Source organism: Bifidobacterium amazonense (genome assembly GCF_018555435.2).
GTDB classification, from domain to species: Bacteria; Actinomycetota; Actinomycetes; order Actinomycetales; family Bifidobacteriaceae; genus Bifidobacterium; species Bifidobacterium amazonense.
In genome coordinates this window covers 1-19,661 of the sequence record NZ_JAFEJT020000043.1, presented here as the reverse complement: position 1 = coordinate 19,661, position 19,661 = coordinate 1, and the positions used below count along the sequence as shown (strand labels likewise).

The 19,661-nt window shown below is 66.5% G+C and carries 11 protein-coding genes; 3 read left to right on the top strand and 8 right to left on the bottom strand.

The window, feature by feature from the left end; translation table 11 throughout:
* Positions 1 to 227: 227 nt before the first annotated feature.
* From JS533_RS09695 to JS533_RS09680, 4 genes are all read right to left on the bottom strand, one after another.
* The gene (locus tag JS533_RS09695; RefSeq protein ID WP_241514212.1) at positions 228 to 5,099 is read right to left on the bottom strand and encodes an Lhr family helicase; all 4,872 of its coding nucleotides are present in this window, start codon (positions 5,097 to 5,099) and stop codon (positions 228 to 230) included.
* A gap of 93 nt (positions 5,100 to 5,192) precedes the next feature.
* Entirely contained in the window at positions 5,193 to 5,435 is a 243-nt protein-coding gene (locus tag JS533_RS09690; RefSeq protein ID WP_241514211.1) for a helix-turn-helix domain-containing protein, read from the bottom strand.
* Entirely contained in the window at positions 5,435 to 6,025 is a 591-nt protein-coding gene (locus JS533_RS09685) for a DUF2975 domain-containing protein (RefSeq protein ID WP_241514210.1), read from the bottom strand. Before JS533_RS09685 ends, JS533_RS09690 begins: the two co-directional genes overlap by 1 nt.
* 111 nt (positions 6,026 to 6,136) lie before the next feature.
* Positions 6,137 to 7,348 carry an MFS transporter gene (locus JS533_RS09680; protein ID WP_241514209.1) on the bottom strand — a complete coding sequence of 404 codons (1,212 nt, stop codon included), beginning with the start codon at positions 7,346 to 7,348 and terminating at the stop codon, positions 6,137 to 6,139.
* 263 nt (positions 7,349 to 7,611) lie between these two features.
* On the opposite strand from JS533_RS09680, the gene JS533_RS09675 reads away from it, so the two are divergent.
* Positions 7,612 to 9,060 carry an aspartate ammonia-lyase gene (locus JS533_RS09675; RefSeq protein ID WP_241514208.1) on the top strand — a complete coding sequence of 483 codons (1,449 nt, stop codon included), beginning with the start codon at positions 7,612 to 7,614 and terminating at the stop codon, positions 9,058 to 9,060.
* A gap of 113 nt (positions 9,061 to 9,173) precedes the next feature.
* Here the strand turns inward: JS533_RS09675 and JS533_RS09670 are convergent, their stop codons facing one another.
* The 3 genes from JS533_RS09670 to JS533_RS09660 form a co-directional block, all read right to left on the bottom strand.
* Complete coding sequence (locus JS533_RS09670) at positions 9,174 to 11,453, bottom strand: DNA gyrase/topoisomerase IV subunit B (protein WP_241514207.1); 2,280 nt, start codon at positions 11,451 to 11,453, stop codon at positions 9,174 to 9,176.
* 214 nt (positions 11,454 to 11,667) lie between these two features.
* Positions 11,668 to 13,062 carry an RNA polymerase sigma factor gene (locus tag JS533_RS09665; protein ID WP_241514206.1) on the bottom strand — a complete coding sequence of 465 codons (1,395 nt, stop codon included), beginning with the start codon at positions 13,060 to 13,062 and terminating at the stop codon, positions 11,668 to 11,670.
* A gap of 150 nt (positions 13,063 to 13,212) precedes the next feature.
* Positions 13,213 to 14,142, bottom strand: coding sequence for a hypothetical protein (locus JS533_RS09660; protein ID WP_241514205.1), 930 nt, complete (start codon positions 14,140 to 14,142; stop codon positions 13,213 to 13,215).
* A gap of 183 nt (positions 14,143 to 14,325) precedes the next feature.
* Between JS533_RS09660 and JS533_RS09655 the strand changes: the two genes are divergently transcribed.
* A complete protein-coding gene (locus JS533_RS09655; protein WP_241514204.1) occupies positions 14,326 to 15,405 on the top strand; it encodes a polyprenyl synthetase family protein in 1,080 nt (359 codons plus the stop codon).
* Between the two features lie 87 nt (positions 15,406 to 15,492).
* Positions 15,493 to 17,688, top strand: a complete 2,196-nt coding sequence (locus JS533_RS09650; protein ID WP_420838647.1) for a protein kinase domain-containing protein — start codon at positions 15,493 to 15,495, stop codon at positions 17,686 to 17,688.
* Positions 17,689 to 17,845: 157 nt separating this feature from the next.
* Here JS533_RS09650 and JS533_RS09645 read toward each other — a convergent pair.
* Positions 17,846 to 19,661: hypothetical protein (locus JS533_RS09645; protein WP_241514203.1), on the bottom strand; the 1,816-nt coding region annotated here is incomplete at its 5' end.

Sequence of the window (19,661 nt, the reverse complement as noted above, 5' to 3'; positions counted from 1 at the left end):
TTCCGTTATCCCGCGTCGTCCAAAAGACAATGCGATGTCATCCGGCAACGGCCAATGGCATCGCATTATCGCTGTCGCAGAAGGTGAAAGAGGCCCATGCTATCCATCGACAATACGACCAATCCAATGCCAGCCTGCAGTAACAGTCGGATGCGAACCGTAATGATCCTTACCACACAAGGAATGAAACGGCTTATAAATCAACTGGGGGCAGGCGATGATGACGGTCATCGGTAGAGCTTCATGCCTTGGGGGCAGGGGGTGAAGCCGGCGGCGTGCAGGATGCGGGCGTTTTCACCGCCTCTGGTGAGCGGTTCGCCGTTGAGGCTGGCGAAGGTGATGCCACCGGCGTTGCCGGGGCGGCCGCCGTTGTCGATCATGCGTCGCAGGGAGAACGCCAGTTCGGCGCAGGCCGGGCGCAGCGTGGATTCGGTCCGGTCGAAGGCGATGAGCCGGTGCGTGCGCGGCGCAGCGTAGAGCACCGGCCGGCCTTGCGCCAATACGACGATGGTGCCGGCACGACGTGACGGTTTGCCCCTGGTACCGGGGTCGTGCGTCGTCTTGGTTTCCCGGCCGGCGGTATCGCCGTGATCCGTATTCCCGGAGGCCTCGGCCATTGTCTGCGCAGCTTCCGTTGGCGGGTTCCCCGACTGGACGGAGGGCCATGCGATGGCCGAACCGGTCAGGTTCGCCGGGTCGGTGGCGTCAAGGGCCACATTGGATTGGCTGTGTCCTTGCTCGGTGTCGCGCAGCGCGTTCACGGTGTCCTTGTCGGCGAATTGGGCGGCGCCGAAGCCCTGCACGAACATGCCGCGCACGACCGTGCCGGTCTCCTCCATGCGTTTGAGCACCGGGTACAGCGAGGAGAACCCGCCGGCGATCCCCTCCTGATCCACCAACGGCTGGGCGATGACGCCGTAGCGGTCCAGCAGCGTCTCCACCAGCGCGATGATGCGCTGTTCGCGAAGGGTCGAACGTTCCTCCGGCATGGTCGCGTCGGCTCCGGCCAGCGACCAGAGTCCGCCCATGCGTGCCGGAATGCCGGTCTGCACGCGAATACGACGGCGCGACGCACGGGCGGGGGCACGTACCGTGCGGCTTCCGGCGGCGAGCGCCCGGACCGGGGTCAGGGAACTGTTGGTGACCGCTCCCTGCCAGACCAGCGACCACAACGCCTCCTCGAACTGGCTGTCCGACCATGCCCGGGGCAGGATCTCCCCGGTTTGAGGGTCCACGTCCGTGGACTCCTCCTGCCAGAGCCTGTTGGTCATCGCGGCCAGTTGGTCGGCACGGTAGGCGCCTCCGGACGAGAGCACCGATAGGATGGCGTCGGGGACGGTGATCGCGTCCCCGTCATTGCCTTTGTCGCCTTCGCCGGCGACGGGCATGAGCATCGAATCGGACGGGTGGAAGGTGACCATACCCTGTTCGCTGGCCTTCGTGCCGCCGGTTTTGGATCCGATCCACGTCACTTCCCCGCCCACGACGAGTTCGTCGAGCATGGACGGCGCATAGTCGCCCACCCGTGCGGGGAATACGCTGTTCTCCCACACGTCGAGGGGCAGGGCGATGCCTTCGAGCTGCTCGATGACGCGCATGAGGCCGTCTTCGCCGTGATATCGTTCGCCGCCGACCGGCCCTGCGCCCTGCCGGTCGAGCAGGAACGCCTGATAGACGGCCGGTTCGACCGGTTTGACCGCGGCGCGTGCCTTGGCGAGCGAACGGGAGCGGATGCGTCGGAAGATGTCCTTGTGCAGCCATTGCCGCACGTCGGTTCCCTGCAGGAACCTGCCGTTGAGCAGTTCCCCCTGCGCCTGGAGCCGGTCGAGCGCATGCACGGCCTCCGTCGCGTCGATGCGCAGGTCGCCGATGAGTTGATCGGCGGTGAATGGGCCGTGGGTTTTGGCGTATCTGGCGACGCGGCCGGCGATGTCGTCGGCAGGCAGGTCGTTCCAGAAGGTGCGCGTGGCAAGTTGCCGTTCGACGTCGGCTATCACGTCCGGGTCAAGTACGGCGGACATGTCCGTCGTGCCGAGCAGTCGTTCCAGCACGTCCGGGTCCATGGACAGGAGTTGTGCGCTGCGTTCAGCCTGCGGCACGTCGTATTGGTACATGACGGATCCGACGAAACCGAACAGCAGGTTTTCGGCGAATGGCGACGGGGTCGAGGTGTCCGTCTGGGATAGCACGATGGTTCCGCCGTTGATGCCGGTCATGATCTCGCGCAGCGCGGGCAGATCGTAGACGTCCTGCAGGCATTCGCGCGCGGTCTCCAGCAGCAGCGGGAAATTGCGTTTCAATCGGGCGGCGTTGAGCAGCTGAGCGGCTCGCAGTCGTTGCTGCCATAACGGCACGCGTTTGCCGGGTTCGGTGCGTGGCAGGAACAGGGATCGTGCGGCGCATTCACGGAACCGTGCGGCGAACAGCACGCTCTCCCCCACTTGCGTTTCGACGATGCGCTGCAGGTCGTCGGGATCGAACGTCACCAGTTCCCGAATCGGAATGGTCCCCTCTCCTTCGGGCAGACGCAATACGATGCCGTCGTCGGCCGCGTATGCCTGTCCGTCGAATCCGTAGCGCTGCTTGAGCCGAGTGGTGATCGCCATGGCCCATGGTTCATGCACGCGGCGGCCGAACGGGGAATGGATGATGATGCGCCAGTCCCCTTCCTCGTCCGGGCAACGTTCGATGACGATGGTCCTATCGTTCGGCACGGTGCCGGTTGACGCCCGTTGTTCGGCAAGCAGGCGGGCGAGGTTGCCTATGGCGTTGTCGTCGAGGCCGTCACCGCGCAGCCGCCGCTCGATGTCCGGGTTGAAGCGGGGCTCTTCAGGGGAGGATCCCGGTTGGTCATCGACCGCGAAGGTCGGCCCTGCACCGCGGGATGCCGTGTCCGCGGCGTCGACGCGCAGTCCGCCGGCCGCTTCGCGCAGGAACCGTCCCTTGGTCTTGCCGAACCCGTAGTCGCGGCCGCTTTCCTCGCCGTGCCAGAACGGCAGTCGTGCGGTGCGCCCCGGTGCGGGGGTGACGACGACACGGTCGCGGGTGATCTCCTGGATCTGCCATGTGGAGGTGCCGAGGGTGATCACGTCGCCGACGCGAGACTCGTAGACCATTTCCTCGTCGAGTTCGCCGACGCGTCGCTGTCCTTTGCCGGCATCCGCCTCGGGCAGGACGACCGTGTACAGGCCGCGGTCGGGTATCGTGCCGCCGCTGGTGACGGCGAGCCGCTGCGCGCCGGGGCGGGCGGAGATGATGTCGTCCTCGCGGTTCCAGACGAGTGCCGGGCGGAAGGCGGAGAACTCCTCGCTGTTGTAGGCGCCGGTCATCATGCCCATGACCGCGTCGAACATGTCGCGGGTCAGTTCCGTGAACGGAGCGGCCTTGCGTACCGTGGCATACCAGTCGTCCGGTTTGAGGTCGTCCATCGCGGCCGCGGCGACGGTCTGCTGGGCGAGGATGTCGAGCGGATTGCGTGGTATAGCCAGCGGTTCGATGTCGCCGGACCGCATGCTTTCGATGCTTGCGGCGACGCCGACGATCTGTTCGCGGGTGAGTGGGTAGAACAGCGCGTGCGAGACGCCGCCGACGCGGTGGTCGGCGCGGCCCACGCGCTGCAGGCCCGAGGCGACCGACAGCGGCGGCGCGATCTGGATGACCAGGTCCACCGATCCCATGTCGATGCCGAGTTCGAGGCTGCTGGTGGCCACTACGCATTTGAGCCGGCCGCGTTTGAGCTGCTCCTCGATCTGCTTGCGGCGGTCCTTCGACACGGAGCCGTGATGCGCCATCGCGATCACGTCGTCGGAGTCATGCGATTGGACCAGCATGGTGGTCGAACCGACCACCGCATCGTAATGTTCGGCGAATCCTTCGCGTCCTTCCGGCGAGGCGATGGCGTGCCCGGTGCCGTGCATGTCGGCGTACAGGTCGTTGAGCCGGGCGGTGAGCCGTTCGGCCAGTCCTCGCGAGTTGACGAAGACAAGTGTGGTGTGATGCGCGAGGATCTCGTCGAGCACACTGCGTTCGACGACCGGCCAGATGGAGCCGGAAGCGCGTTCGCCGCCCGTGCCGATGGAATCGGCGGCATCGTTCCGACCGATGCGCCCGGCCGCACCTTGGGGTACCGGGGTTTGTCGTTCCGTTGCACCGGCGTGGTCGACCGGGGCGAGGCCACGCCGTTCGGCGAGCCGCTGCATGGCCGGCGTGACGCCGGAGATATGCGGGGTTCCGGCCCGTTGCGAGTCCACGCCGCCGGCTCGGGATGGCACGTCGGCCGATTGCAGATCGCGCATGTTGGCCAGTGGCTCGACGACGCGCAAGTCCATTGCCGGGGATTCGCCCTGATCGACGACGGTGACCGGTTGCACTCCGCCAAGGAAGCGCGCGACCTCCTCGCGTGGGTTCACCGTTGCGGACAGGCCGATGCGCTGCGCCGGCGAGGCCGTGAGCCGGTCGAGCCGTTCGAGACTGACCGCCAGGTGCGCGCCGCGTTTGGTGCCGGCGAGCGCGTGCACCTCGTCCACGATCACCGTGTCCACGGTTTTGAGGATGCGCCTGGCTTTGGAGGTGAGCAGCAGGTAGAGCGATTCCGGTGTGGTGACGAGGATGTCCGGCGGATGGGAGACGATCGCGCGTCTTTCCTGCGGTGTGGTGTCGCCGCTGCGGGTTGCCACGCCGATGCGCGGCGCGTGCAGGCCCATCGCGTCACATTGTGCGGCGATGCCTTCGAGCGGCGCCTGCAGGTTCTTGGCCACGTCGACGGCGAGCGCCTTGAGCGGCGACACATACAGCACCTTGACGCCGGCGGCCGTACGGCGGCGGCGGCCCGTGTCCGCGCCTGAATGCGTGGAGGTGGTCGCTGCGGCGTTGGAAGTCGGATCAAGGCCGGAGCGTGCGGCGCGTTCCCCCATCAGCCGGTCGATCGCCGACAGGAACGCGGAGAGGGTTTTGCCCGATCCGGTGGGGGCGATGACCAGCACGTTCCCGCCCGAACGGATGGCCGGCCATGCCTTCCGCTGCGCGTTGGTCGGTTTCCCGAACGCATGTTTGAACCATGCCGCGGTGGGCGCCGAGAACAGATCCAAACAATCGTACATACGTTCGATTATGCCCGTAGCTTGCGACAGCGCGATTCCAAGACCACGCGGACGCTTCACCATAAACCCCTACCACCACAATGCGGAGAAGCCCTATCCGGCATCCCCAAAGGCACTCGTTCCGTCGTCGGCGCCGCCGTCCCATTCGAGCACGTCTCCGGGCTGGCATTCGAGCACCGCGCAGATGCGATCGAGCGTGGAGAATCGAATGGCCTTGGCCCGCCCGTTCTTGAGCACGGACACGTTGGCGGGGGTAATGCCGATGCGTTCGGCGAACTCCCCTACGCTCATCCTGCGCTTGGCGAGCATCACGTCGAGGTTCACGCGGATCGTCATCAGATCACCGCCTCGAGCTCGTCACGCTGGGCGATCGCGGCGGCAAGCAGCGAGCGCATGACGAGCATGAGCAGGATGAACGCGGCTATGAGCAGCAGCGCGACGAGGCACCCCAACCCCACCGCAGGCATGGTCATGGCGGCGGGGAAACATTCGCCGCTTGTCGGATCGCAGTATTCGAATTGGGCGAATTCGCCGAATAGCAGCACGAACAGCACGAGCGCCCCCTCCACGGCGGCGCAGCCGATGATCACGTTGACCCAGCGCAACGCCCTGCCGGAGAACACGTCACGACGTTCGGCAAGATCCAGCAGCCGCCACAGCGGAACCATCGCAGCCTCGAAGCAGGCGATGCCAAGGATGCCGGCGATCGTATACGGCCATCGCGCCGGCGCGGTCTCCGGATACATCAGCACGATGTCGCCCGCGAGCACATAGCACACATACTGGCCCCATACGCAGATCAGCCCGAACAGGACGATCAGCACCTTAAGCGCGGCGATCGTCCGCGGATGGAATTCGACCTCTCCGCCATTCCCCTTGCACCCCGACAGACCAGTCCCATCCATCGCAATCACCATCCTTGCCATATCACTATATGATCTATCGAAAGACGATCATTATCGATCGCAATTCGATAGTAACCTATTGTTTTTCGATATGCAAGTCCGGTAAAAACGAGCCGCGACCGCCGGATGCCGTCAGCCGCGCTTGCGGCGCAGCGACTCGTGCATGAACACCATGAGCGCAAGGAAGGCGAACAGGTAGAGCGGCAGCAGGCGGATGGTCACGTACTGCGCGATGAGGCCGAACAGCGGCGGCATGAGCATGGTGCCGACGTACGCGCACGCCATCTGCACGCCGACGATGGCCTGGGAGTTCTCCTCGCCGAAGTAAGCGGGCGTCGAGTGGATGATGCACGGGTAGACCGGCGCGCAGCCGAGGCCGAGGATCGCAAGCCCCGCGTAGACGCCGAGATGGTTCGGCAGCGGCAGGAGCATGACCACGATGCCGACGAGGATGAGCGACTGGCCGAGGCGGATCATGGCCGGATCGCTGAATTTCATGGTCAGGAAGCCGCTCAGGGCGCGGCCGATGGTGATGCCGAAGTAGAGCACGGCGATGCGGCTGGCGGCGGTCGTCTTGTCGACGCCGTCGGCGAGCACCATGTAGCTGCTGCCCCACAGCATGGCGGTCTGTTCGATGGCGCAGTAGCACAGGAACATCACGAGGATCTCCTTGGCGCCGCGGATGGCGAGCACGCCCTTGACGCCCAGCGGTTTGCGCGGCTCGCGCGCGGCGGCCTCGCCCGAACCGCCCGCATCGGAATCGCCCGCAGCGCCGACGGGCCCGGACGCCGTGGCCTTACGCGACTTCCACAGCGGCAGGCTGAAGACCAGCATCGCGGTCAGGACGATCTGCAGCAGGCCGATGTAGCGGTAGCCCCACGGCCACCCCTGTCCGCCGGAAAGCGCGTAGCCCATCACGTACGGGCCGACGAGCGTGCCGACGCCCCACATGCAGTGCAGCCAGCTCATGTGCTTGCTTTCGTAGTGGATGGCGACGTAGTTGTTGAGCGCCGCGTCCACGCCGCCCGCGCCGAGTCCGTAGGGCACGGCCATGAGGATCAGCGTCCAGTAGTTCGGGGCGATCGAGAAACCGAGCAGCGCGGCGGCGGTCATGCCGACCGACACGGCGGTGACGCGGCCGGCGCCGAAGCGCAGCGTCATGCGGTCGCTCAGCAGCGCCGAGACGATCGTGCCGGCGGATATGGTCATCGAGATGCCGCCCGCCCACGAGACGGGCGCCCCCAGGTCCTGGCTCATGGTGGGCCATGCGGAGCCGAGCAGCGCGTCCGGCAGGCCCAGACTGATGAAGGCGATGTAGATCACGGCGAGCAGCAGATTGGCCACGGCCCTTCTCCTTGTGTGAATCGAGTCGGCGCCGGCGGCTCTCCCACCGCGGCGTCGCCCATGCCGACGGTCCGGACCGCGCGACAATGTTTGTACGTTCGTACATACGATAGCGAACGGGAACGATGATTACCAGCCGGTAACCGCCGGCGTGTCGTGACGCCGGCGCACCGCCGCGTCTTCGCGGACGGCGAACTATGGCATGTCGCCGGCAAACCGGCCATGATTGGTGTCAGACATCAACCGCAAGGAGAACACACGTCATGAGCGAACCGGCAACCGCACAGCATCCGCAGGCCACCCGACTGGAACACGACTGCATCGGGGAGCTGCCCGTCCCCGAGAACGTGTACTGGGGCATCCACACGCAGCGCGCCATCGGCAACTTCACCGTCTCGGGCATCCAGGATTCGGCTCATCCGCAGCTCGTCAAAGCCTACGCGACCGTCAAGCGCGCCTGCGCCGAAGCCAACGCCGAGCTCGGCCTGATCGATCGCGGCAAGGCGCGCGCCATCATCGCCGCCTGCCTCGAGATCGAGGGCGGCAAGCTGGCCGACCAGTTCCCCGTCGACGTGCTGCAGGGCGGCGCGGGCACCTCCACGAACATGAACATGAACGAGGTCATCGCCAACCGCGCGCTCGAAATCGCCGGACGCCGCCGCGGTGACTACGGGTACATCCATCCGAACGACACGGTCAACCACAGCCAGTCCACGAACGACACGTATCCGGCCGCCTGCAAGCTCGCGCTCATCGATGCGCTGAACCCGCTCGCCGAGGAGACGAAGAAGCTCGCCCACGCGTTCCATGACCTGGCCGACCGGCACATCAACGACGTGACGATCGGACGCACGCAGCTGCAGGACGCCGTGCCGATGACCTACGGCCAGGAGTTCCATGCGTTCGCCAGCTTCCTCAAGTCGGACATCGCCGAACTGGAGCGCGTCGTGCCGCAGCTCATGATCCTCAACCTCGGGGCCACGGCCATCGGCACGGGCATCTGCGCCGACCTGCGCTTCCGCAAGGCCGCCACCGAGCATCTGGCGCGCATCACCGGGCTGCCGATCACGGCCGCACCCGACCCGATCGCCGCGATGACCGATATGAGCGCATACATCGCCGTCTCGCAGACCGTCAAGAACCTCGCGATCCACCTGAAGAAGGCGGCCGACGACCTGCGTCTGCTCAACTCGGGCCCGCACGACGGATTCAACGACCTCAACGTGCCGGCGCGCCAGGCCGGCAGCAGCATCATGCCCGGCAAGGTGAACCCGGTGATCCCCGAATGCGTGGACCAGTGCTGCTTCATGGTGTTCGGCATGGACACGACGGTCACGTGGGCCGCCTCCGAAGGCCAGCTGCAGCTCAACGCCTTCGACCCGGTGATGATCCACGCGCTGCTCGGCGGCATCGACCTGCTCACCAACGCGATGGCGATGTTCCGCGAGCGCTGCGTGGACGGCATCACCATCAACGCCGCGGTGGGACGCCGGTACGCCGAATACTCGCCGTCGATCGCCGCGACGCTCAACGACGCGATCGGCTACGAGCACGCGGCCGACATCGCCAAGGAGGCGGCGGTCAGCGGACGCAGCGTGCGCGAGGTCGCCGGAGAGCGCACCGACGTGCCGGCCGACGAGCTCGACGCGCTGCTCGACCCGATCGCCCTGTCGCGCCGGCTCGGGCAGACCTGCCGCGAGCGGCACGAGTAGGCGGCGGCGCATCGCCGGCGGAACGCGAAACGGGCCGGTCCCTTCGGCAATCCTGCGTCGAAGGGACCGGCCCGTTTCGTTTGTCCGATAGTCGGTCCGATATGATCGGCCGATCAGGTGTCGATCTTGGAGCGGTCGAAGTCGTCGGCGTTGTCGACGATGAACTGCTTGCGCGGCGGCACGTCGTCGCCCATGAGCAGGCTGAAGACGCCCGCGGCGGCCGCGGCGTCCTCCATGCGGATGCGCCGCAGCATGCGCGTGCGCGGATCCATCGTCGTGTCGGCCAACTGGTCGGCGTCCATCTCGCCCAGACCCTTGTAGCGCTGGATGTCCGGGTTGTACGAGATCTTGCGCTTGTCAAGGTCGGCCAGCTTGCCGGCGAGTTCGTCGTCGGAGTACGTGTAGATGTACTCGCCCTTGTGCGAGCCGGCGAGCGCGATGCGGTGCAGCGGCGGCACGGCGGCGTACACGTGCCCGTGCTCGATGAGCGGGCGCATGTAGCGGTAGAACAGGGTGAGCAGCAGGATGCGGATGTGCGCGCCGTCGACGTCGGCATCGGTCATCATGATGACCTTGTTGTACCGGGCCTGTTCGATGTCGAAGCTCTGGCCGGAGCCCGCGCCGACCACCTGGATGATGGCCGCGCACTCCTTGTTGGACAGCATCTGCGCGAGCGACGCCTTCTGCACGTTGAGGATCTTGCCTCGGATCGGCAGCAGCGCCTGGAACGCGGAGTTGCGCGCGGCCTTGGCGGTGCCGAGCGCGGAGTCGCCCTCGACGATGAACAGTTCGGCCACGTCGTCGTTGCCCGGCTGGCAGTCCGAGAGCTTGGGCGGCATGGACGCGGATTCGAGCGCGTTCTTGCGGCGCGTGACCTCCTTGGTCTTGCGAGCCTGGATGCGCGCATGCATTTCGCCGACGATCTTGTCGAGCACGCGGGACGACTGCTCCTTGTAGCCGCGTTTCGAACCGGTGATCATCTCGCCGAACTGCCGGTCGGTCATGCGGGTCACGATCGGCTTGACCTGCGCGGTGCCGAGCACGTCCTTGGTCTGGCCCTGGAACTGCGGTTCGGCGATGCGCACGGTGACCACGGCCACGAGTCCGGCCATGATGTCGTCGCGTTCGACCTTCTGCGCGGGGTCCTTGAGGTTGACCTTGAGCCTGCGGGCGTTGTCCTCGACGGTTTTGCGGATCTGCTTGGTCAGGCTCAACAGGAAGCCGTCGACGTGCATGCCGCCGCCGGGCGTTTCGACGACGTTGACGAAGCTGCGGATCACCGTGTCGTAGCCGTTGACCCAGCGCATCGCGATGTCGACGCCGCAGTCGCGGGTGACCTTCTGCGCGTGCAGTTCGCCGTTCTCGCCGACGGCCTGCGTCTCCTCGACGTACGTGTCCTGGCCGCTGATGCGCCAGATGTCGGAGACGGGTTCACCGTTCGACAGGAAGTCGACGAAGTCCTTGACGCCGCCGGTGTGGCAGAATTCCTCGACGCGGCGGTGCGCGTGGCCGGCCGCGTCGGCCTTGGCGATGGCGACCGCAGCCGATTCGCCGGACCGCGTCTCTTCGCGTTCGCCGCCGATTTCATCGAATCCGTCGAGCGGAGACGCGTTGGCTTCGCCGTCGGCGGGAGTCTCGACGTCGTCGATTTCGCGCAGTTCGTCGACGTTCTCGTCGCCGGTTTCGGGAATGTGCTCGTCGATGACGGTGATTCTCAGGCCCGGCACGAGGAAGCTGGTCTGGCGCACGCGGTCGATGAGCTGCTCGTAGCTGAAGCGCGCGGTGTCGTTGAAGATCTCCGGGTCGGCCCAGTAGCGGATGCGCGTGCCGGTGGTCTTCGGGGAGACCTTGCCGATGATCTCGAGTTCGGTCGGCTTGTTCTTACGGGTGCGTTTGAACGGCGAGTCCGGGGAGGGATGCGCAGGATCGGCGTCCGAATACACGCCGGGATGACCCTGATGGAACGACATATGATGCGTTTTGCCGTCGCGGTCGACCTCGACGTCGAGACGCGAGCTCAAGGCGTTCACGACGGACGAGCCGACGCCGTGCAGGCCGCCGGCCGCGTTGTACGACGCGTTGCCGAACTTCGCGCCGGCATGCAGTTTGGTGAGCACGACCTCGACGCCGGTGAGCTTGGTCTTCGGCTCGACGTCGACGGGGATGCCGCGGCCGTTGTCGGCGACCTCAACGGAGCCGTCGGTGTGCAGGGTGACGGTGATGTGGTCGCAGGCCCCGGCCAGCGCCTCGTCCACGGAGTTGTCGATGATCTCCCACAGGCAGTGCATCAGGCCCTGGCTGTCGGTCGTGCCGATGTACATGCCGGGGCGCTTGCGCACCGCGTCAAGGCCTTCGAGCACGGTAAGACTGTCGGCACCGTAGGATTCGGGCATGGTTCTCCTTATTCAATCCGTGTAAGACGAAAAGTGCTCCCTCGTGGGGAGCACGGAAACGGATGGCTCCGTCGAAGATTGGGGCGTGATGGAAACGGAAGGCTCCGTTATGGCCAGCGGTCATCGTCCAGCAGACAACGGATGGCTCCGTCGGGAAACGGTCCACTGGACCGTTTCCCTCCTCGCGCGGTCGGCCTGCCGAGCGGGCCGACCGTCACTGATCCAGGAAGTCGCGAAGGGTCTGCGAACGGGACGGGTGGCGCAGCTTCGACATGGTCTTCGACTCGATCTGGCGGATGCGCTCACGGGTGACGCCGTAGACGCGGCCGATGTCGTCGAGGGTCTTCGGCTGGCCGTCCTCAAGGCCGTAGCGCATCTTGATCACGCCGGCCTCGCGCGGCGAGAGCGTCTCAAGCACCTGCTTGAACTGCTCCTGCAGCAGCGAGAACGCGACCGCGTCGGACGGCGCGATGGCGTCGGTGTCCTCGATGAGGTCGCCGAACTCGGAGTCGCCGTCCTCGCCGAGCGGGGTGTGCAGCGAGATCGGCTCGCGGCCGTACTTCTGCACCTCCTGCACCTTCTCGACCGGCATGTCGAGCTCGCGCGCCAGCTCGTCGGGCGTGGGCTCGCGGCCAAGATCCTGCAGCATCTGGCGCTGCACGCGGGAGAGCTTGTTGATCACCTCGACCATGTGCACGGGCACGCGGATCGTGCGCGCCTGGTCGGCCATGGCGCGGGTGATGGCCTGGCGGATCCACCACGTGGCGTACGTGGAGAACTTGAAGCCCTTCTTCCAGTCGAACTTCTCGACGGCGCGGATCAGACCGAGGTTGCCTTCCTGGATGAGGTCGAGGAAGAGCATGCCGCGGCCGGTGTAGCGCTTGGCGAGCGAGACGACGAGTCGCAGGTTGGCCTCGAGCAAATGGTCCTTGGCCTTCTTGCCGTCGTTCGCGGCCCACTTGAGCTCGCGCTTGCGCTTGAAGTCCATCTTGTCGGACTCGGTGTCGAGCAGGTGCTGCGCGTACAGGCCGGCCTCGATGCGCTCCGACAGGTCGACCTCCTGTTCGGCGTTCAGCAGGCTCACGCGGCCGATCTGCTTGAGGTAGTCCTTGACCGGATCGGCGGTGGCGCCCGCGGCGATGACACGACGCTTCGGATTGCCCGACGGCGTCAGGTTGTCGTCGTCGTCATCGTCACGCACGACGAACGCGCCCTTCTCCTTCGGGGTCTCGATCTCCTTGGGCTTGGCGTCCTCATCGTCGTCCTCATCGGCCGCGTCGTCGTCATCCAGATCGCCGTCGTCCTCGTCGTCGAGATCCTCATCGTCGTCGGAGTCGTCCTCGTCGTCGATGTCGTCCTCGAGCTCGTCGAGATCGTCGGCGTCCATGTCCTGATCGTCGTCCTCAAGGGCATCGTCGACCACGGATTCGTTCTCCTTGACGGGATCCTCCGCCGCGGTCTCCTCGCGTTTGGCGCCGGATGCCGCCCTCTTCGCCGAGGCGCCCCTCGTCGAAGACTTCTTCTTCGCCGTGGCGGCAGCCTTCCTGCGGGACGTCGTCTGTTCCTCCTCGACGTTGTCCTGAACCGCCGTCGCATCCTTTTTGGCCAAGTCCATCCTCCTGCATGATCCTGCCCGCGGCGTCTTATACCACATAAGACACACTTCTGGCAAGGGCAAATCGTCAACTATTGGAGTAAACCACCTTCCAAGGACGATTATTCCCACTATTCCCACGTCACGCCGTCGGAGGAACCCGGACTATCGGCACCAGCCCGGGCACACGCCGCGTTCGAGCAACGACAACACCACGCCTCCCAGCGTGCATCCCTCGTCGCAGGCGAGGCTTTCGAGCGCGTACAACGCCGCCCTGTCGTCGTCCATCCACCACATCACGTAGGCCATCGCCGCGCACGGCTGCGCACGCCACCGACGCGGCACCATGTCCGCGATCTGCGACAGCATCAGCATCCCGGCGGCGCAACGGACCGCATCCGGCATGCCCTCCTCCTTGAACGAGCGCGTCAGCATCGCGGTCAGGCGCAGCTTGGTGCGGGTGGAGTGCGGATCGGCGGCGAGCCGCATCATCAGCGGCCCGTCGCATTCACGGCCGGCGATCAGCGACATGATCAGCGCGTCGCGCGCCGGCAGCGTCTCGCGCATGGCCACGGCGAGCGCGGCGACATGCTCCGGACGCAGCGGCGGACAGGGCAGGTCGTCCGGATCCTCCGACGCGGCGCATCCGTCGCACGGACAGTCACACTCCGCGACCTCCGCGACGTCGTCCATGTCGGGATCCGTCGGATCATGGTCCATCGGATCGCAGCAACCGTCCGCATCGTCCATGGCATCGCAGCAACCGCACATACAGCAGTCGCCGGGCCCGTCGTCCAGACGCTCCATCCAGGCGTCGAACGGACCCTCCAGCCATGCGGCGTCGGCCGTCCGCGCGCCGCGCTCCCTGCGTCCGTGCCGGAAACTCGCGGTCAGCGTCTCCAGATCCGCCGTGCGCAGCGGCTCGAACATGGGCTCGCCGCCATCCTCCCGCCGGCCACGGCCCCGGCCTCCGTCACGGCCGTCATCCCGGCGGACGCATCCCGCTCGCCCGGCCCGACGCCGTGCCGCCGCGCATGCGCGCACGCCCCCTGCCATGCCTTCCGCCGCATTGTTCATGCCATCCATTGCGTTCATGACCGTTCCCCTTCCGTTTCTGCCTGTGTCGGCATCGGTCGCCCGCGATCTACGCGGGTGAGACCACTATGCCCTATCTCGCGCCGTCGCGCATCGTTTTTCGACCCTTGTGGTCGAATGGTCGTTTTCGTTGGAATAAAGCCGATCTTGTGTTCGAGAACCAATGTGGATAACCTTGGGGGCATGAGTGTTGCCGCAGAAATGACGTCCATCGAACCGAGAATCGCCGAACTGATCCGCCACAGCATGGCCCTGCGCGAGACGGACGGGGTGGCCGGCCCGTGCGCCGGCGTGCTGAGGGACGTGGTCTCCCAAGCGCTCACGTCCAGTGAAGGCGGCAAACGGCTGCGCGCGCGTCTGGCGCTCGCCGCGTTCGATCAGGCCACGCACGGGGACGCGTCGGACGAACGCCGGGCCGGGATGCTGGATCTGGCCTGCGCGATCGAGGTGTTCCAGACGGCCGCGCTCGTGCACGACGACATCATCGACGAATCGGACCTGCGCCGGGGCAAGCCGTCCGCGCACCGCGCGCTGTCGCAGGCCACGCACAGCGACGCGATCGGACGAGGCCTGGGCATCATGCTCGGCGACCTGCTGGCCACCGCCAGCGTGGACATCGCCGACGACGCCTCGCGCCGCCTCGCCTCGTCGGACGGCATCGTCGCCGCGTTCCTCAACATGCACAAGGAGGTCGAGGTCGGCCAGGTGCTCGACCTGGCCGTCGAGCTCGCCCCGCTGGACGATCCGGCCGCCCTGGCGGACGCGTCGCTCAACGTGTTCCGCTGGAAGACCGCCAGCTATACGACGATCGCGCCGATCGAACTCGCGCTGCTCGCCGCCGGGCACGATCCGGACGAATCGCGGCGCACGGCGCTCGCCATCGGCCGTCCGCTCGGACTCGCGTTCCAGCTGGCCGACGATCTGCTGGACGTGGTCGGTTCCAGCAGCCGCACCGGCAAGCCGGTCGGCGGCGACATCCGCGAAGGCAAGCGCACCGTGCTGCTCGCCGACGCGCTCGACATGGCCTCCCCCGCCGAACGCGACGAGCTTGTGGACGCCTTCTCGGCGCCCTCGCGCGGCGATGATCGGGTGGGCCGCGTCATCGCCCTGTTCGAGTCCACCGGGGCGGTGGCGCGTTCGCGCGAACGCATCGCCGCGCTGTGGGACGAGTCACGCGCGGCGATCGCCGGAACGTGCGCCGGGGACGCCCCCGAGGACCGCGCGTTCGCCGAGGCGTGCGCTCGGTTTGTACCTCTTGCGTAAATCCGCGTGGTTTCGGCGACGTATGTAGACGTGCATGTACACTGTTGTGAGATTCCGTGAATTTTGACGAGGGACCAGACACGCAAGATGAGTGAAGCCGTGAACGCAATCGAAACGCCGATGATCGAGGGAAGATACCGTATCATCCGCAAAATCGCCGATGGCGGCATGGCCAGCGTGTATGAGGCCATGGACGAACGGCTCGAACGCACCGTCGCCATCAAGATCATGCACACGCAGCTCGCCCAGGGACCCCACCGCGCGCAGTTCGTCGAACGGTTCCGCCGCGAGGCCAAGTCGGCGGCGGCGATCGCGAACCCGCACATCGTGCAGGTGTACGACACCGGCGAGGTCAACGGGCTCGACTATCTGGTCATGGAGTTCGTGCACGGCGTGAACCTGCGCCGCGAAATGAACGAGGAGGGCACGTTCACGGTGCGCGAGACGCTGCGCATCGTCGGCGAGACGCTTGACGGCCTCGCCTCGGCGCATCGGGCCGGCGTCGTGCACCGGGACATCAAACCCGAGAACATCCTGCTCAACGACCGCGGCCACGTGCAGATCACCGATTTCGGCCTGGCGAAGGCCGCCTCGCAGGCCACGCTCTCCTCGACCGGCATGCTGCTGGGCACGGCCGCCTATCTGGCGCCGGAAATGATCGAGGACAATCAGGCCACGCCGCAGGGCGACCTGTATTCGGTGGGCATCATGGCGTGGGAGATGCTCGCCGGCACGGTGCCGTTCATCTCCGACAATCCGGTCACGCTCGTCTTCAAGCACGTCCACGAGGACGTGCCGCCCATCACCGTGCCCTGCCCGGGCATCGACCCGCAGGTCGCCGCGTTCGTCGCGCACCTGACCGCCCGCGCGGTCGAGGACCGTCCGGCGGACGCGGGGGTCGCGGCCGATGAGCTGCGCGCGTTGGGTCCCAAGCTCGATATGGCCGCGTGGACGTATCGCAGGATGCCGCAAAGCGCAGAGGACCATGACACAGTGGCCGTGCAGGTGGCGGGGAACACCGCCCAGGCCTCCCCCACGGCCCCGCCGCTGCCGCCGTCCGAGGATCACGGGGCCGCGCCCGGCAAGGGCACGGACTCCGGTGACGGATCGGCCGCCGCAGCCGGCGCGGGCGCCTCTTCGCCCGAAGCCGGCGCCGCGGCCGCCACCGCGGCATTCAATCGTCCGGCCGACGGCACCGCGCCCACCACCGCCATCGGCACCGCGGCCACGCAGGCGCTGTCCATGACGCCCGACGTCGCCGCCTCGCCGCTCAAGGTCGGGGCGAAACGCCGGTCGAAGAAGCGGATCGCCGCCATCGTTGCGGCGGCTTTGGCGGTCGTCGCGCTTGGCGGTGCCGGCGGCGGCTACGCATGGTGGTACTACCGCGGTCCGGGCAGCTACTGGGAGCTGCCGCAGCCGTCCGACGTGGCCTGCGAGGAAGGCCAGGAGTGCCGCGTCGCGGGCGCGAGCTGGGCCAAGTATCAGAAGACGCTCGAGGCCGCAGGCATCCCCTACAAGACCAGCGAACGCTACGACGACACGGTCGCCAAGGGCGACGTCATCGAGGCGACGCCGGCCGTCGCGGGCGCGCATATCAGCAAACGCACCGGCGGCACGGTGTCGGTCGTCGTCTCGAAGGGCGTCAAGCAGGCCACCGTGCCGGCCGACATCTTCGACGCGAACACGGCGGACGGCACGAACGTGCTGGACGCGCTCAAGAAGGCCGGATTCACGAACGTCGCGCATGACAAGGCGAACGACCAGTACGATCTGTCGCTGCCGGCCGGCGCGCTGATCGGCCTCACCGACGAATCGGGTGCGGACGTGCAGGCCGGCGCCACGATGAATCACAACGCGAAGCTGACCGTCGTGCTGTCCAAGGGCCTGATGCCGGTGACGATGCCCGACGTGGTCGGCATGACGAAGGACGAGATGACGGCGGCGCTCGAAGAGATCCACATCACCGCCAACGTGACCGAAGCGTACGACGACAAGGTGCCGTCCGGCTCGGTGGTCTCCGCGTCCGAACAGGCCGGGGCCGAACTGTATTGGGGCGACTCGGTCGACGTGGTGGTCTCCAAGGGCCCCGAAACGGCGAAGATCCCGAATCTGGTAGGCAAGACCAAGGCGGCCGCGACCAAGACGCTGCAGGAGCTCGGCTTCGAGGTGAAGACCTCCGGGCTCGACATCCTCGGTCTCGTGCAGCAGCAGAGCGCCAGTGGCGAGACCCGCCTGCGCGACGAGGACGGCAACAAGACGGTCGTCACCCTCACCATCGTGTAAGCCGCCTGCAGCAGGAGGAAAAGGAGAGGGTGCGTGCCATCCGGATGCAGGCGGAGCCTCGGCCCCCTCACTGAGGGGGCTCCCGACGAAGTCGGGTGGGGGAGCTCCGCGGCCGCAAGGCCGCCAACAAATAGCATCGCGCTATCGCGCGATTCCGCTAGTCCTCGCCGATGGTGATATGCGCGTCGGCCAGGGTCATGTCGCCGACCGTGATGCGCTGGACGCGGCCGTCCGCCAGCGCGACCGAGATCACGCCGTCCCGCTCGTGCACGGCCCTGACCATCGGCTCACCCTCATGCTGCTCGATCACCGTCACGAAGCCCGCCGAGCGGCCCTTCGCGCGGATGTCGAGCGTACGGCGACGGTCATGCTCGTCGCCGATCGGATAATCCGCGCCCACGCACGCAGTGAACCGCACCGCGCCGCCGTGGACGGCCAACGGAGACAGATCCACGCGTACCACCGCGGGTCGTGCGCGATCCGTCGGGGAGGCGGGGATGCTCGACGGCATGCGCCTGGAGTCGATCTTGACCGGACCTCCCTGATAGTCGAGATCATTCACCGGTACCGGCACCACGTTCTCCAACGTGTATGGCAGGTCACGGATCGGCACCCTCACACCATCCGCGCATTCGACCGCGCCATCGCCCCAGAACAGGCTCGGCACCGCCGGCCAATGCTCGTTCTCCTCGGCGATGAACGACTCGTCGCTCACTGTCTGCAAGGTCAACGACTTTGCGTCTTCGGGCACCATCGCATCCACGTCGCCGTGACCGAAGATCCACGCCCCCAGCTTGCCCGAGGCGAGCGGCTGCACTCCCACATACCGGTCGTCGACGCTCACGTCGTCGGACAACACAAGCGTGGACGAGCCGTCGGCCACACCGGATTCCCGTAGGCCGGACGCAACCGCATCGATCGCGGCACGCATCCGCTCAGGGTCGCCGCACGAGCCGTCGACGCCCGAACGGACGAACGACGTGCCGGCCACATCCGCAAACACCGCATAATGCAGCTTCTGCTGGATCTGGTAGTACTCCGGATCGCAGCCCACGATCACATGGCGTTCCGAAGGCGCAACCGACCACACATCCAGGTGCATCATGCCCGGGGCATTGTGGTCCGACCGGGTGTTCGTCATCCACTTGCCGCCGTTGAACCGGCTCATGTCCACCGCGAACGACGTCTTGACCGTACCGCGCGCATCGAACACATGGCAGTCCGTGATGAACTGGCCGCTCGACAACGGTGACGAATCCAGCTGCGCGTCCACGCCACAATACGTCAGATCCGCCCGACCATCCACATCAGTGCCGGTCGAGTACGCGAAGTGGTCGCGGTCGGCCGGATCCGCGCACGGATACGCGAACGCTCCCCCATGCTCTCCGGTGATCGAACGCAGGCCGTTGACGTGCATGAGCACGTCGTACTGATGTTCCGCGGTGCCTTCCAGATAGTCGACGAGCACGATGTAGTCGTCGGTCACCAGCGTGGCGCGACGCTGCGTGATCGGCTCGGTGTAGCCGCTGCGCGACGCGTACTTCGGCACCGCGTCCGTCTCAGGCAGCGCGACCGCACGTCCCTCAAGCCACGCCTGCTGCTCGAAACCGACACCCGGCGTAACGACCCAGCCGCCGTACGGCGGGTTGCACCAGCGCGTGACGATCTCGTGCACCGCGACCTGCAGATCCTTATCCGACCGGAACTGCAGCAGCTTCGCGCCCGTCGGATCCTGCTGCTTCAAGTCCACCAGCGCCATGTTGTGCGTGATCGAATTCTGCACGTAGAACTTGTACATGAACGTGTGATACGAATACCACACGTTCTCCGGATTATAGAAATTCTTGCCAAACCGGCGGATCGAGTTCAACGCCAAACGGTCGTAATGCCCGTGCGCGCCGCCCAGCACGCCGGTCTTCACCGTCACCTGATACTGCTCGTCCAAATCGCGCCCAGAAGCCTGCGAGCGCAGC